A 16387-nucleotide genomic window follows, 5' to 3' on the forward strand; every position below is an offset into this window, starting at 1 on the left:
ATCTCGTACAAAGGTCTCTTAAAGTTGTTGTCTCAATGACTTAGAATGCCTTAGGCCTTGAAATTCTCAGGGGCTTTGAATGTCACGTTACCTTTTTATGGCGTTTTTATTTACTTTTTGTTATCAACAATATTCAAATAAAAATCTATATTTGATAGGTTTTAATCTATAGGTTTAATCAAAATTATTGATTTGAACTTATCGATAACCTCTCTATAATACTTACTCGTTTCGGGGTTAAATCAAATTTGTAAAAGACACAAAATGGTTTAACTATATATAAAGGACGTGGAGTTTTCTCACTGTCCCTATTAAATTTGAGGTATTAAAAATGGATCAGTCGAATCGTTACGCTGACTTAACTCTAAAAGAAGATGACTTAGTTGCTAATGGTAACCATCTTCTAGTTGCTTACCGTCTAAAACCAGCTGCTGGTTACGGTTTCTTAGAAGTAGCCGCTCACATCGCTGCTGAGTCTTCAACTGGTACTAACGTTGAAGTTTCTACGACAGATGATTTCACTCGTGGTGTTGATGCACTTGTATATGACATCGACGAAGCAGCATTTGGTGAAAAAGGTGGCCTAATGAAGGTTGCTTATCCTGTTGAACTTTTTGACCCTAACTTAACTGATGGAATCTATAACGTTTCTCATATGTGGTCTTTAATTCTAGGTAACAACCAAGGTATGGGTGACCACGAAGGTCTTCGTATGTTAGATTTCTTGGTACCTGAGCAAATGGTTAAGAAATTCGACGGTCCAGCAACTGACATCTCTGACCTATGGAAAGTTTTAGGTCGTCCAGAAGTTGACGGTGGTTACATCGCAGGTACTATCATTAAGCCTAAACTAGGTCTACGTCCTGAGCCATTTGCTAAAGCATGTTATGACTTCTGGTTGGGTGGTGACTTCATCAAAAACGATGAGCCGCAAGCTAACCAACCTTTCTGCCCAATGGAAGTAGTTATTCCTAAGGTTGCAGAAGCGATGGATCGTGCTCAGCAAGCTACTGGTGAAGCAAAACTGTTCTCTGCTAACGTAACGGCTGATTTCCATGGCGAAATGATTCACCGTGGTGAGTATGTATTAAGCGAATTCGCTAAATACGGTAACGAAAAACACGTTGCATTCTTGGTTGATGGTTTTGTAACGGGTCCAGCGGGTGTAACAACTTCTCGTCGTGCTTTCCCTGACACTTACCTACACTTCCACCGTGCAGGTCATGGTGCATTGACTTCTTATAAGTCACCTATGGGTATGGATCCTCTATGTTACATGAAGTTAGCTCGTTTAATGGGTGCTTCAGGTATTCATACAGGTACTATGGGTTACGGTAAAATGGAAGGACACTCTGGTGAAACGGTTCTTGCTTATATGCTTGAGCGCGATGAGTGTCAAGGGCCATATTTCTATCAGAAATGGCACGGAATGAAGCCAACTACTCCAATCATCTCTGGTGGTATGAACGCATTACGTCTTCCTGGTTTCTTCGAAAACCTAGGTCACGGTAACGTTATCAACACTTGTGGAGGTGGTGCATTCGGTCACATTGACAGCCCAGCTGCTGGTGGTCTTTCTCTAGGTCAAGCTTATGACTGCTGGAAAACGGGTGCAGATCCAATCGAATACGCTAAAGAGCATCCAGAATTTGCTCGCGCATTTGAATCTTTCCCTGGTGATGCAGACAAAATCTTCCCAGACTGGAGAGAAAAATTGGGTGTTCACAAATAAGAAATTCGTTAACGAATGTTTATTTGAACAACCAAAAAGGAACCTCTGCCTTCGGGTAGGGGTTTTTTTTCATAATTCATTCAATACCTACTAAATCACTAGGTTTTTTATTGATACGTTATAAGGTTTCTTATAATGCAACCATAAAAAACTTTTCACTCTGAGATAAGAGGCAGAGTGCTTCATCAACCATTAATGTTACGGGGACAGATATGGATATTTCACAATACAAAATTGATAACGAACCATTTTATGATGCACAATCAAATGAAGTAGAGCTTTATGAAGCCGCTTATTCAGCACGCTTACCAGTTATGGTAAAAGGGCCAACAGGTTGTGGTAAATCACGTTTTGTTGAACATATGGCTTGGAAACTGGGTAAGCCGATTGTGACGGTTTCTTGTAACGAAGATATCACCGCTGCTGACCTGGTTGGGCGTTATCTGCTTGATGCCAATGGGACACGATGGGTTGATGGTCCTTTAACTATGGCAGCACGTTATGGCGCAATCTGTTATTTAGATGAAATTGTTGAAGCCCGTCAAGATACGATGGTGGTTATTCACGCCTTAACAGATCACCGTCGTGAACTATCATTAGATAAAAAAGGTGAGCTAATTAAAGCGCATCCTGATTTTCAGTTGGTTATCTCTTATAACCCTGGTTATCAAACAATGATGAAAGATCTTAAACAGTCAACTAAACAGCGTTTTTGTGGTTTAGACTTTGATTATGCGGATGCTGAAACCGAAGCGCATATCTTGCAAAAAGAAGGCAGTGTAGACGCTGAAACGGCTAAAAAATTAGTTCAAATTGGTGAAACAGCGCGTAAACTTAAAGGGCATGGTCTGGATGAAGGTATCTCAACCCGTTTAATGGTCTATGCAGCAACCTTAATTAACAAAGGTATTGCTCCAGTAGAAGCTTGTAAAATGGCAATGGTTCGTCCGATTACCGATGATGCAGATATTCGCGAAACATTAGACAACGCTATAGAAATGATTATTGGTTAATTAGTTTTTATTCATTGAACCACGAAGACACGAAGACACGAAGTTTTTTAGTGTTATTGTTGTAACTCTAGGATTTATAAGGGTGTTTTCTGTGGTTTACCTAACTTGAGTATTGAATAATCTCAATAAGATTTACAAAATACGCTTGTTAACTTTTCTTTAGGCTCTCCTAAAAAGTTAAACTCTTCGTGTCTTCGTGCCTTCGTGGTAATTTAGAGAAAAAATTATGAATGAAGAATTATTTGCTGAATATCAAGAAAAGTTCACTTGTAACTTTCCGAAAGCGGTAGAGCTGTTTCCCGAACTGATTGAGCATGCTGTTAATACCTTAACCCCTAAAGGGGTGGGTACCTATTTGGATGGCGCAAACTTTTTATGTAAGATTGGTCAGGGTGTTGAACCTGTTTTAGTCTATATGGAAGTGATGCCTGATATCGCATCGCATTTTGGGCCAGGGACCAATAAATTGATAGCGGATTACAGCTATCAAATGGCGCGTAGTCCAAACAAAAAATCATTGATTCCTTTTCTAACCAGTTTAGGGCATGTTTGTCGTCGTATTGATCGACTTGAAGACCTTGAGTTATACCTACAAATTATTGATGAGTATGTGGATAAAACGCAAACCGTCATTCATGGTCACCACTCTGTCTATGAGAGCCCGGGTATGGTTGCATTGTTGGAATCTATGCCACAACTTATCTCCAAGCTATGTTTAAACGGCATTCGTAATTTTATTGATTATGGTGCCCGTAACTATCTAAATTCGCCAGATGAGCAAATTGCTTACTTTAAGCTAGAATCGCATGATGCTAAAAGTATCATTACTCGTGAGCGTCAAGGTACAACCTTTAAAGACGTTGAGCGCCATATAGATATGCTTAAGAGTTGTTTATGGGATTGTGATCTACCTTTTCAAACCTTTGCGACCGCATTTGATCAACTGCGCAAACCTGTGCCTTATATTGATGATGAACTGATTGCCGTTCCTGACGTTTATGAGTCTGAAAACGGTGTGTCAGGTCTTGACCGATACCGCGCGGTAGTCGCCCATATGTTGGCGCATAAAACTTGGTCTGGCCAGTTAATGGCTGATAACTTTGCCCCGCATATGCAACTGTTTATCTCCATGTTTGAAGACAGTCGTGTTGAATATCTGGCAATGCAGAAATATCCAGGTTTGAAAAAACTATTTTTAGCCTTGCACCCTTATCCAGAAAAAGGGGATTGCGATGACAAGAAATTTTCATGTATCCGTTATCGAGCGACTCGTATGTCGCGTGCCTTATTGGATGAGAATTTTGATCCTCAAAATCCATTATTAGAAGATTTCCGTCAACGCTTTCACAAGTTAATGGCAGAAAAAGGCGAAGATTCAACCACGCAAGACATGTCTGAACTGGGGATTGATTTTTATGTTAAATCTCGCAAACAGTCATCAGACAGCATGCCGACCATGTTTTTTGACGATACAGAAATCTCTTATCGTGATGATAACCGTGGCATGTGGTTCTATTACGAAGAGTATGATGAGCCTGATGAAATTTTGCCTAATGAATATGAAAACGAAGAGCGCATTGTTGATAATGAAGGGGGATTACCCCCTAGACATTATGACGAGTGGGATTATATCTCAGAAGGTTACCGTCCAGATTGGACAACAGTCTATGAGCGTCTTCATCCCTCCGGTGATGCAGGTCGAATTGACCGCTTGATGGAAAAACATGATGCATTAGCGAAACGCTTAAAAGCCATGATTGAAATGTTAAAACCACAAAATAAAAAGCGTATTCGCTTCCAAGAGGAAGGTGAAGAGCTGGATTTAGATGTGGCACTGCGTTCGATTATTGATTTTAAGAGTGGGCAAGCGCCCGATCCTCGTATTAATTATAGTCATACAACCGACAGTCGTAATATTGCGGTTATGCTCTTGGTGGATACCTCGCAATCATTGAATGAACGTAATCAAGAAACCGGGCAAACGCTATTAGAACTATCTGAAGAAGCTTTAGCGATTACCGCTTGGACGGTAGAACAGCTAGGGGATAAGTTCGCTATTGCAGGTTTCTGTTCAGACACTCGCCATGAGGTGCGTTACCAGCACATCAAGGGGTATTCTGAAAATTATAACGATGAAGTCAAGGCTCGAATTGCCGGTATGGAAGCTTCTTATTCGACTCGAATGGGGGCGGCAATGCGTCATGCGGCACACTATCTAGAAGCTCAGCAAGCTGAGAAAAAACTGATGTTAGTGTTAACGGATGGTGAACCAGCGGATATTGATGCGAAAGATCCTCAAACCTTAATTCAAGATACTCGTAAAGCGGTAGAAGAGTTACAGAGTCAAGGAATCTATTCATACTGCATTACGGTTGACCCTAAAGCCGATGAGTATGTGGCAGATGTGTTTGGTAATCAATATACGGTGATTGACCAGGTTGAAAAACTGCCAGAACTGCTGCCACAAGTCTTTATGAAGTTAACGCAGTAATTTATTGTCAATTAAGCTAACTAGGAATAATAAACAGGAACTTTCTATGGAATCAGTCATAACAGTCCGTTCAGTATTTGATTTTCGTGGTGAAACTTTTTGCTATGAGTCTGATATTGCTTTGCCACCGAGCATTGATGATATGGATCTGTTTTTGGAACAACTTCCTAATAGAGTGGCAAAGCAGAATCAATTAGATGTCATCTCCTATAAATTTGAGATGCTGCAATCAACCGATATGGAAGTGATTCGCTTTCAATCGCGTATTGAATCTGATGAAGTCAATCTGCCGATGTTGATTGAAGATTTTCTAGAAATCTATCAAGTGATTGGTCCTGAATCTTATCTGCGAAACATTGCAGATAAGCATCAGCTCAATGTTGACGAACACCCTCAAATGGCGCAAGCGCTTAGAGAAGCCTATCAACTAGGGCATGCTCATAAGCCTAAGAAAAAAATGCCTACCCATAATGGTTGGTGGTAACTTCACTGCTTGACCAAATCTATTGTTCAGTGTGTAATAACCTATAACTATGTAACTATATAAAGTGCTCGTAAGTGATTACGAGCCTTTTTTGTATCTGGAAACCAGTTTTTACAAAGGATTTCTAATGTGTCTAATTATTGTCGCACTGATGCTAATATTGTTTTATGGACTATCAGGTGAGATTGATAGCTTGTCTTTGAGCGATACGATTGATGGTCAACAGATTGTAATCGCTAAAGGTTGGGAGATATTTTCTCAATTATGGCAAGGTGTAGGTTTGGTTTTTTTAGCTGGAATATTAGCTGTATTATTGATGATGAAATTACTTACCGTTCGGGGCGGGAAAAAAGAGGAGCTTTGAACTATGTGTAACCAGTGTGACTGTGATCAAGATATTGAGCAGCTTTTTAAAAACAACGATCAATGGGTGGCGGAAATTAATCAAGCTAACCCAGACTTTTTTGAAAGTTTAGTGCATCAACAAACCCCAGAATATTTATGGATAGGTTGCTCTGATAGTCGTGTGCCTGCCAATGAATTAGTCAAAATGGATCCAGGGACGATTTTTGTTCATCGTAATATTGCCAACTTGATTAACTCTTCTGATATGAACGCTTTGTCAGTTATACAGTACGCTGTAGAAGTCTTAAAAGTGAAGCATATTATTGTCAATGGACACTATGGTTGCGGCGGGGTGCAAGCCGCATTTAATGAAACAAACCCGGATTTAATCGATCATTGGATTCGTCCTATTCGCAAATACCTATCAAGAGCCAAAGCCGTTTTAGCTCCTTTAAGTGATACTGAAAAACTGGATAAATTGTGTGAAATTAATGTAGCTGAACAGGTGAGAAATATCTGTCATGTTCCTGCCGTTAAAAAGGCCTGGCTAAAAGGCCAACCTTTAGCGATTCACGGTTTTATTTATGATATTAAAGATGGTCGTTTACACAATTTGAATGTGTCGGTAGATAATATTGACGATGCTGAGAAAGTCATTGTTAGAAATTAAAGAGCTAAAAATCATTAAATGAAAATTCTGTTGGTTGAAGATGAACCTCTTCTGGTTGATAATTTAACCCAACGTTTTAAAGCGTTAGGGTTTATTATTGATACCGCCTCTGATGGTGAGCAAGGTTTATATTTGGCTCTAGAGTATCAATATGACCTGATTATTTTAGATTTAGGTTTACCAAAATTACCAGGCCTGGTCATTTTAGAGAAACTTCGTCAAGTTAACTTCTCCACGCCCGTTTTAATTCTTTCAGCACGCAATAGTTGGCAAGAGCGGGTGCAAGGATTAAAAAAAGGGGCTGATGATTATTTAGGCAAACCTTTTCATTTTGAAGAGTTGTTGGCAAGAATTGAAACCTTATTTAAACGCCATTTGCCTAAAGGTGATGCCATCTGCTTTTCCCCCAAACACATCGCCGGCTTAGATTCCGTGTGCTTAGATACCGAATCAAAAAGTTTATTCATTAATCAACAATCACAATCGCTGACTCTGACAGAATACCGTTTGGCTTACGCTTTTTTTAGTCGTCCGCAGCAGGTTTATTCTAAACAAGTTTTGCTTGATAAAATCTCCGAAAGCACTGAAGAAAAAGAATCAAATATTATTGAGGTCTATATCCGACGATTACGTTCATATCTTGGTAAAGAAGCCATTCTCACTCAGCGTGGTCAGGGGTATCGACTCACACTCGCGGATGATGATTTGGTTCCCGCTAAAGCGAATGGGGGCGAATAAAGTGAAATCATTACAGCATCAATTATCTGTCTTACTTGGGCTGAGTTTGCTGGGTGTTTTTATTCTGTTTTGGTGGTTCTCAATTAAAACCATTCATCAGGTTGCAGACGACTATGTCCTAACGCGTTTAGATCACGACTCTGAAGCGGTGGTAAAAAATCTGCACCTTAAAAATAATCAATGGCACTTAGATATTGAGAATATTGAACCTATCTATTCTCAAATATATTCTGGCCACTACTTTGTTGTCAAAGTGGGGCAACAAACCTTTAAATCGCCTTCATTAAACCATTACCCTATGTTGTTACAGGCTTGGAAAAACAGTGATAATGAAAAAAGGAACTATGAAACCTTAGGGCCTTTGGTGAGTGAAGGGCATCGTGAAAAACGCTCAAAACTCTTGGTTTTAGCGACTAAAACCAGTAAAAACAATGTGCCAATCCGTCTCTATGTTGCAGAGGATCATTCTCCGATACAGGAAAGTTTAAAATATTTTGATTGGGTATTTGGTATCTTTGCTGTTATCACTTTATTACTTCTTTATGGGTTACAAAAATGGATTTTAAAACGTACCTTTACACAGCTTGAACCCATTGAGACCCAGTTAAAAGAATTAGAAATTACGCATCAATTTTCCATTGATCACACGCAATATCCCAAAGAAATGGCATCGCTGATTGAAGCTTTAAAAGACGCCTTGCAACAAGCGGCGAAACAATTAAAAACCTCGCGGCAGTCTAATGCGAATCTGTCTCATGCCTTAAAAACGCCGCTTAATTTAGCCTTTCAAATTTTAGAGCAAGTCGCCATTAATCCTTCGCCAGATAATTTACAGCTTGTTCAGCAACAGATGCAACAGCAGCTGTCTAAGATTCATCATTTAATTGATAGAGAGCTTAAAAAAGCCCGCATCGCTTCTGATGCACCCTTAAGTAATCGTTTTGATTATAAACATGATTTGAAAGCCTTAGCGGACTCATTAAAGCAGCTACATCAAGCCAAAAATATTCAGCTAGAGATTGATTTGCCAAATTTACCAGGCCTGGTCATTGAAAAAGAAGATGGTTTTGAGTTATTGGGTAATTTATTAGACAACGCATTTAAATGGGCAAGATCACAAGTGACCTTTAGGTTAACCGAACAATTAGGTTGCACCACCATTATGATTGAGGATGATGGTCAAGGCGTGAGTGATGAACTGTTGAACAGTTTACAAACCCGTGGTTTTAGAGCGGATGAAAGCACGCCCGGTCACGGCATTGGCTTGTCGATTGTTAAAGATTTGGTAGAGGCCTATTCAGGCGAATTACAATTTAGTCCTTCTGATTTGGGTGGTTTGAAAGTACAGATTGTTTTTAGAGACCTTTGCACGAGATAGGTGCGAAAGAAAAATGAGGTAAAATTTGCCTGATTGCGGCGGGAAACGCAGGGAATAGCTAGCTATTCGCAAGGTTTCCAACAAAAATCAGGTGAATTTTAACCATTTTTACTCGTGCATACTCTCGTGTAAAGGTCTCTGTTAGACCGAGATAATTGCACCCACTTTTGTTTTTTCTTTTCTATTTTCAGTTTCATTTCAGTTTCATTTTCTATTATTGACGTCATTATTGATGACTCTAGGAAAGTGTGATGAAGCAACTCCAGATTTTAAGTTTGACAGGTCTATTCTTCTTTGGGCTATCCAGCCAAATTGCCCAAGCGGCAACTTACTCTGATTTACTAAAAAATGTGATGCAAAACCAGCCTGAACAAACCGCCTTAACAGGTTATGACGAGGTTGAACGTTCCGCTAATACTGCCGCAAACAGCTTTTTTTCTGGTAACACCAATTTGGTTATTGCCCATGAAAATGATGCCATGACAGGTGATTTAGATAAAACTAAGTGGCATATTGGTGCTGAGTTTCCTTTGTGGTTGCCAGGCCAAGCCGATAGCCAAGCGCAACTCGCCCAAGGCTATTCTAGTCTTAGAAATAATCAGGTTAACTACCTAAAATGGCGGGCTTCAGGGCAGCTACGTGATTTGGTATGGCAATACAAAGAAGCGCAAGTTCAAACAGAGATGGCTGAAGAATCAGTCGCTCAGGCGAATGCTTTATTAAATCTCATTAATAAGTTGGTTAAGGTCGGCGAAAAACCAAAAATTGATGCCTTAATCGCTCAAAAGCTCTTATTGCAAGCAAAGTCTCATTTGCTTTCTCAAGGCAACCAGTTAGATTCCGTTAAAAAACGATATCAGTCTTGGACTGGGTCACTGGAATTGCCTGAACAGATAACAGAAAACAGCATAGAGGTTGATATGAATGATCATCCTGAGCTGCAGAAACAACAAGCCGAGCTGGCCATTTTAAAAGCCGAATTGCAGAACCTAAAGGCGGGTCAAAAAGACAATCCAGTATTAAGTGTCGGTGGTTTTCAAGAGGAGGATAAAGCGATGTCTCCTAACACCTCTTTATTTGCTCAAATATCCTACCCAATTGGCTCAAGTCCAACCAAAAAAATTGAAATGGCGAAACAAAATACGCTTGTTTTAAACAAAGAGGCTGAAATTAAACGTTATCAAATTGAATTGCAAAATCGTTTATATGCCAGTCAACAAGCGGTCTTTTTAGCAGACAAAAAACTCTCCATTAGTGCACAAGATATGCAACTCGCAGAGCAAACTTTACAACTCGCGCAACAAGCCTATCAAGCCGGAGAAAGTAATATACAAACTTTAATGACGGCTCAGCAGGCTTTTTTAGAAAGTGCATTACAGCAGGCACTCACCCAAATTGAGATGGCCAAAGCCATTGCTAACCACAACCAAATTGCAGGAGACTCTTTATAATGCAAACACCATTGATCATTCAGACTAAAAGTCATGTTTTCGTCCAATTTTGTCATGCTTTAAAGCGTTCTAAAATTTCTAAGCTGACTGCGGCTTTAGTGTTCTCTGTCTCTGCTTTAGGTTATATCCCCTCTGCAACCGCCTCAGAAACAGAAGTCTTCCCGTCTCTTACATTAACCACTGAGCAAATGGATGCGCTGGCGATTCAAACGCAAAAAGTCGCCAGGGTAAAGACTTATCCAAGCAGTGCATTTATTGCAAAAAGCATGGTGCCCTTAAATCAACGTTATGTGGTGACCATGCCTATTTCAGGACAAATTACCGCCATTCATCATATGCATGGTCATATAGATAAGGGTGACGTTATTGCGACAGTTTACAGTGCAGAGCTTCAAATGATGCAGAGTGATTTTATCGCCACCTTGGCAGATTTAAAAGCGGAAATGGCGGCATTAAAGCGTGCCAAGTCATTGAGCCAAACAGGGGCGATTTCTAGCAAAAAACGCCAGGCGTTAGAGGCGAGTGTTAGAAAACTTTCTCAAATGAAAATTCAGCAAAAGCAAACCTTATTGTATTTAGGGATGGCATCAAAGTTAGTTTCCGCACTGGAAAATACCCAGCGGATTCAGTCAGCGGAATTTCCATTAATATCGCCGGTAACGGGTGAATTGTTTGATATTCAGGTAGAAATTGGCAAACGAGTGAAAGCGCAAGCGGTGGTGGTCTCCATTGCGAAAACGGATCCCATCGTGATTGATTTAGAAGTCCCTGTTAAAGAGGTTAAAGGCTTAGCTGAAGGTCAAACTGTCAGCGTTGCGACGCTTGAAAAATCAGGTAAAGTGAGTCATATTTCAGATTTTGTCACGCCGGATACTCAGTCGGTTGAAGTCCATACGCTATTTGACAATGCCGATTTTGCGATCAAACCAGGTCAGTTGTTTTCGGTGAAATTTCAACATGAAGACCCTGCCTATAAGACGGCCATGAATGCCTTAACCATCCTGAATAATCAAGACATTATTTTTGTTCAGCAAAACAAAGAAATTAAGGCCGTTCCTGTGTTTGTTTTACAAACTTCTGATGGTCAATTGTTTTTTAATCCCGTTCATCAAGAGGATATTAATGCACAAAGCAGGGTCATTACGCATGGTGCATCAAGCCTTAAAAGTAACATGATGGCTGAAGAAGGCGGAGAATAAGTATGAACCGTTTGATACAGTTTTTCTTAACTCAGCGAATTTTTGTTTTATTGGTTATTTTTGCACTGATTTCGGGTGGATGGATGGCTTTTCAAAAAACGCCTATTGATGCCTTTCCAGATATTTCTCCTGTTCAGGTAAAAATGATTTTTAAAGCACCCGGCATGACGCCTTCCGAGGTGGAACAGCGTGTGATTGCGCCACTTGAACAAGAATTGCTTGGCATTCCTAATGAGACTTTACTGCGTTCTTTAGCTAAGTATGCCATTGCCGATATTACGCTAAACTTTGCTGAAGGAACCGATATTTACTGGGCGAGACAGTTGGTTGCAGAACGTTTAAATGGGGTTGATTTGCCTAAAGGTGTCACAGGGGGTATGGCACCATTATCTACCCCGTTAAGCGATATTTTTATGTTTACCATTGAGGGTAATACTCTCAATAACATGGAAAAACGTGATTTATTAGATTGGGTGATTCGTCCCGCGTTGCGTTCAGTGCCTGGGGTGGCAGACGTTAATGCTTTGGGCGGTAATGTCCGTGTGTTTGCGGTTAACCCAGACTTTAATAAGTTAAGCAGCTATCAAATTTCACTTGCCCGTTTAATAAATGCTGTGGAAACCCACAACCAAAATGATGGTGCCGGCCGAGTGAATCAAGGTGAAGAAGTGCTATTGGTGAGAACTTTAGGGAACTTAACGGATATTGAGGATATTGAAAATATCATTGTCGATAATTCTGGTGGCCGCCCAATTTATGTGAAAGATTTGGCGAGGGTAGAAGTCGATTCGTTATACCGTAATGGTGCCGTGACTCAAAATGGTCAAGAAGCTGTTGAAGGCTTAGTGATGGCACTTAAAGGCGCCAATGCACGTGATGTGGTGTCTGGTGTTGAAACCCGCTTGGCTGATATTGAATCGGCTTTACCTGAAGGTATCTCTTTGCATGTCTTTTATAACCGTAAAGATTTAATCTCACAAGCCATTGATACGGTGTCTAGTGCCTTAACCGAAGCGGTTATTTTGGTGGTCTTGGTGTTATTTATCTTTTTAGGTAATTTACGTGCCGCCTTAACAGTGGCGTTAATTTTACCTTTAGCAGCATTACTCACCTTTATATTGATGAACCAATTTGGTTTATCGGCCAACTTAATGTCATTAGGCGGCTTAACCATTGCCATAGGAATGTTGGTGGATGCGGCCGTGGTGGTGGTGGAAAACATTGTCACCCATCAAGAAAAAGACCGAGCAGGTCTACCCAAATTACACATTATTTATCGAGCGGTGCAAGAAGTATCGGTCCCTGTTATTTCGGGTATTTTAATTATTATGACGGTGTTTTTACCGCTGCTAACGCTAGAAGGTTTAGAGGGTAAATTGTTTGTACCGGTTGCTTTAACCATTATCTTTGCATTAGGAAGTGCGTTATTGCTGTCATTAACCATTATTCCAACTTTAGCCTCATTTATGTTGGGCAAACCCAGTCACAAAGAACCTTGGTTAATTAAAGTCCTGCTGAAGCTTTATCGCCCAATATTAGGTTGGAGTTTGGCTAACAGTAAAAAGGTCATTAGTCTCGCTTTACTCGGCTTGGTGTTTGCAGGTTTTATTTATACTCAAGTGGGTAAAACCTTTATTCCGCAAATGGATGAAGGTTATATTGTGATGCAAATTGAAAAATTGCCTGCAATCAGTCTCAAAGAGACGGTGAATATGGATAAACAGGTACAAAAACATCTGTTAAAAAATATTCCAGAGATTAGCCGTATTGTGGCTCGTGTTGGTTCAGATGAGTTGGGTATGGATCCAATGGGCTTAAATGATACGGATAGCTTTTTGGTGTTAAAACCAAAAGAAGAATGGCGCATGGCGACCAAAGAGGCGCTGATTGATGAGATTCGTAGGGAGCTTGAAAATCATTTTCCAGGCGTTAATTTTGCCTTTACGCAACCCATTCAAATGCGTGTTGATGAGATGCTCACGGGGGCGCGTGGTGATGTGGCCATTAAAATTTTTGGTGACGATCCCGAGCAGTTAAATGAAGTCGCCAAAAAAATGGTCGAAACAGTTAGTTCTATAGACGGTGCAGAAGATGTCTTTACCCCCACTAATGAAGGATTACGATACCTGCAGTTAGAGATTAATAAAGTCATGGCGGCTAAATTTGGTTTGAGTGTGAATGATGTACAAGCGATTTTACGGGCACAAATAAATGGCTTAGAAGCTGGTATCTTGTATCAAGGTATTCGCAGAATCCCAATCATTGTGAGAGCGGGAGAGTCTTATAAATCATCTAAACAAGAGATGTTGCAGAAACCAATTGCCTTAGAAAATGGACAAACAGTGATCTTAAGTCAGTTGGTGAATGCGAAAGAAGTTGAGGGCCCCGTTTCTATTCAGCGTGAACAAAGCAAACGTTTTGCGGTGGTGGTTTCAAACGTAAAAGGGCGTGATTTGGTTGGCTTTGTTGATGAGGCCAAACAAAAAGCCGCTCAAATGAATATCCCTGCGGGTTACTATTTTGAGTGGGGCGGTAAATTTGAGAATCAGCAACGAGCAGCGGCTAAATTAGCGGTGGTGGTGCCCATCGCTTTGATTCTGATTTTTATCATTTTATTCAGTACCTTTCGATCCATCCCTCAAGCGGCGATGATTTTAACCAACGTGCCTTTTGCTTTAATTGGGGGGATTAGCGCCCTGTGGATAACTGGTGAATATCTTTCTGTACCCGCCTCCGTTGGCTTTATTGCCTTGTTAGGGATTGCGGTGCTGAATGGCGTGGTGATGATTTCTTACTTTAACCAGCTAGCGGCAACTGGGTTGTCGATTACCGAGGTGGTGACCGAAGGGGCAATGCGAAGATTAAGACCTGTCTTAATGACCGCCAGTATTGCCGCATTAGGTTTGGTGCCATTAGTCTTTGCTACGGGGCCTGGGTCAGAGATTCAACGCCCATTAGCGATTGTGGTCATTGGTGGGTTGATTTCCTCAACCGCTTTAACGTTGCTGATTTTGCCCATTTTTTACCGCCTGTTTGGCCAAGGTACACAGCTGAACTATTTAAAGAAAGGAGCCAAATAATATGGCTGGCGTATTAATTAAGTTAATCATAGACGAAGGTGTTTTTGCCGCGGTTGCAGATAGTTTATTAGTTTATGAAAAGGCAAAAATCGAATTCAAGACCTTGTCTATTCGCTCCTTCAGTAATGAACATGAGCTAGAAGAAATTGAGGAACAAGTGGCGGGTTATTTGGCAAAAATACAAGTTGAAATTATCACCACAGAAGAAGAGTTCCAGCATATTTTGGCATATCTCAAAGAAGAGCATCCAAGAGTCGATTGTAACTATCTGGTGACACCAGTATTAGAATCTGGAGTGCTTTAATTTTTGGGTTCTTATATTGAGACTTTCGCTCCTATCTCGAGCAAAGATACTCTATAAAATTGTTAGACTTTAAAGCTACCAGGCCTGGTAGCTTTATAAAAAGTTATTTAAATGGATGCTTTTAACGCTTGTTCTAGGTCTTCTAAAATATCGTCAATATGTTCAATACCAATGGATAAACGCACCATGTCAGGTGTTACGCCTGCTGACTTTAACTCTTCATCATTTAACTGGCGGTGAGTGGTTTCAGCAGGAATACTGGCAAGCGATTTGCAGTCACCAATATTCACTAGTCGCACGACTAGATTCAAAGCATCATAGAACTTAATGGTTCCATCTCGTCCTGCTTTTAAACCAAAACTTAATATGCCGGAGGCTTTGCCATTCATATATTTTTGTGCCAACGTATAATCTTTATGACTTGGCAGGCCTGCATAATTTACCCAAGATACCAAATCATGGTTTTCTAACCATTCAGCGACCTTTTGGGTGTTTTCACAGGTACGTTCCATGCGTAAAGCCAAGGTTTCTAAACCTTGCATTAATTGGAAAGCACTTTGTGCCGATAAGGCTGCACCCATATTTCGTAATGGCACAACACGACAACGGGCAATAAAGGCGGCTGCCCCAAAGTCTTCGGTGTAAGTTACGCCGTGATAAGAAATATCAGGTGTGTTTAATAAAGGAAAGCGCTCGGCGTTTTCAGCCCAAGGGAAGTTGCCTGAATCTACAATGACTCCCCCTAGCGTTGTGCCGTGACCACCAATGTATTTTGTTGCAGCGTGAATGACAATATCCGCCCCATCTTCAATTGGACGCCATAATGCTGGCGAAGCAACTGTACTATCTACAATTAAAGGAATGCCATGTTGATGAGCAATCTCAGCTAAACGACTCACATCAGCAATACCACCAGAAGGGTTGCCAATGGTTTCGCAGTAGATTGCTTTGGTTTTACTATCAATTAAAGCACTAATTTCAGCATTGTTTGTATCTTTATTAAAGAAGCGAGCCTCAATCCCTTGACGAGGTAATGTGTGAGCAAATAAGTTATAGGTTCCACCATACAACTCACTGGCACTTAAAAAGTTATCGCCTGCCTCGGCAATGGTTTGCAAAGTATAAGTAATCGCCGACATACCTGAAGCCACTGCTAAAGCCGCTATTCCTCCTTCCATTGCTGCAACACGACTCTCTAAAACCGCATTGGTTGGATTCATAATGCGTGAATAGATATTACCTGGTACTTTTAAATCAAACAGGTCAGCGGCATGTTGAGCATCATCAAAAGCAAAAGAGGTCGATTGATAAACAGGTACAGCTACCGCCTTAGTAGTTTCTTCAGGGGTATAGCCGCCATGAATGGCAATGGTTTCAAGTTTCATTTGGTATCCTTGTTACTTTTTGGTTACTTCGTTGTTAGCAAAGGAGCCATCTTAGAAAAAAACTCGGCTAAAAACAAAGATATTAGAGGATGTTAATTTCTTAATGGTAGGAAATGA

The 16387-nt window shown here is 40.5% G+C and carries 13 protein-coding genes; 12 read left to right on the plus strand and 1 reads right to left on the minus strand.

Features of this window, described 5'->3' with window-relative positions:
- The first annotated feature begins 331 nt into the window (after nt 1-331).
- From BS34_RS0100935 to BS34_RS0100990, 12 genes are all read left to right on the plus strand, one after another.
- Nucleotides 332-1732 carry a ribulose-bisphosphate carboxylase gene (locus tag BS34_RS0100935; RefSeq protein ID WP_029406688.1) on the plus strand — a complete coding sequence of 467 codons (1401 nt, stop codon included), beginning with the start codon at nt 332-334 and terminating at the stop codon, nt 1730-1732.
- A gap of 212 nt (nt 1733-1944) precedes the next feature.
- Entirely contained in the window at nt 1945-2745 is an 801-nt protein-coding gene (locus tag BS34_RS0100940; protein WP_029406689.1) for a CbbQ/NirQ/NorQ/GpvN family protein, read from the plus strand.
- A 226-nt stretch (nt 2746-2971) separates the two neighbouring features.
- On the plus strand, nt 2972-5236 hold the full coding sequence (locus tag BS34_RS0100945) for a nitric oxide reductase activation protein NorD (RefSeq protein WP_029406690.1): 2265 nt from the start codon (nt 2972-2974) through the stop codon (nt 5234-5236).
- A gap of 46 nt (nt 5237-5282) precedes the next feature.
- The gene (locus BS34_RS0100950; RefSeq protein ID WP_029406691.1) at nt 5283-5720 is read left to right on the plus strand and encodes a hypothetical protein; all 438 of its coding nucleotides are present in this window, start codon (nt 5283-5285) and stop codon (nt 5718-5720) included.
- A gap of 127 nt (nt 5721-5847) precedes the next feature.
- A complete protein-coding gene (locus tag BS34_RS0100955; protein WP_029406692.1) occupies nt 5848-6084 on the plus strand; it encodes a hypothetical protein in 237 nt (78 codons plus the stop codon).
- 3 nt (nt 6085-6087) lie between these two features.
- Nucleotides 6088-6735: a carbonic anhydrase gene (locus BS34_RS0100960; RefSeq protein ID WP_029406693.1), complete on the plus strand. Its 648-nt coding sequence runs from the start codon at nt 6088-6090 to the stop codon at nt 6733-6735.
- A gap of 18 nt (nt 6736-6753) precedes the next feature.
- Nucleotides 6754-7473 (plus strand): response regulator transcription factor, encoded by a 720-nt coding sequence (locus BS34_RS0100965; RefSeq protein ID WP_051640611.1) that lies wholly within the window; start codon nt 6754-6756, stop codon nt 7471-7473.
- Nucleotide 7474: 1 nt separating this feature from the next.
- Nucleotides 7475-8851: a sensor histidine kinase gene (locus BS34_RS12065; protein WP_038126218.1), complete on the plus strand. Its 1377-nt coding sequence runs from the start codon at nt 7475-7477 to the stop codon at nt 8849-8851.
- Nucleotides 8852-9102: 251 nt separating this feature from the next.
- Nucleotides 9103-10302: a TolC family protein gene (locus tag BS34_RS0100975; RefSeq protein ID WP_029406695.1), complete on the plus strand. Its 1200-nt coding sequence runs from the start codon at nt 9103-9105 to the stop codon at nt 10300-10302.
- The gene (locus tag BS34_RS0100980) at nt 10302-11501 is read left to right on the plus strand and encodes an efflux RND transporter periplasmic adaptor subunit (protein WP_029406696.1); all 1200 of its coding nucleotides are present in this window, start codon (nt 10302-10304) and stop codon (nt 11499-11501) included. Before BS34_RS0100975 ends, BS34_RS0100980 begins: the two co-directional genes overlap by 1 nt.
- A 2-nt stretch (nt 11502-11503) precedes the next feature.
- Nucleotides 11504-14581 (plus strand): efflux RND transporter permease subunit, encoded by a 3078-nt coding sequence (locus BS34_RS0100985; protein WP_051640612.1) that lies wholly within the window; start codon nt 11504-11506, stop codon nt 14579-14581.
- A gap of 1 nt (nt 14582) precedes the next feature.
- Nucleotides 14583-14885 (plus strand): DUF3240 family protein, encoded by a 303-nt coding sequence (locus tag BS34_RS0100990; RefSeq protein ID WP_029406698.1) that lies wholly within the window; start codon nt 14583-14585, stop codon nt 14883-14885.
- Between the two features lie 107 nt (nt 14886-14992).
- Here the strand turns inward: BS34_RS0100990 and BS34_RS0100995 are convergent, their stop codons facing one another.
- Nucleotides 14993-16270 carry an O-acetylhomoserine aminocarboxypropyltransferase/cysteine synthase family protein gene (locus tag BS34_RS0100995; protein WP_029406699.1) on the minus strand — a complete coding sequence of 426 codons (1278 nt, stop codon included), beginning with the start codon at nt 16268-16270 and terminating at the stop codon, nt 14993-14995.
- Nucleotides 16271-16387 lie beyond the last annotated feature (117 nt).

Source organism: Thiomicrorhabdus sp. Milos-T2 (assembly GCF_000702325.1).
Lineage (GTDB): Bacteria > Pseudomonadota > Gammaproteobacteria > Thiomicrospirales > Thiomicrospiraceae > Thiomicrorhabdus.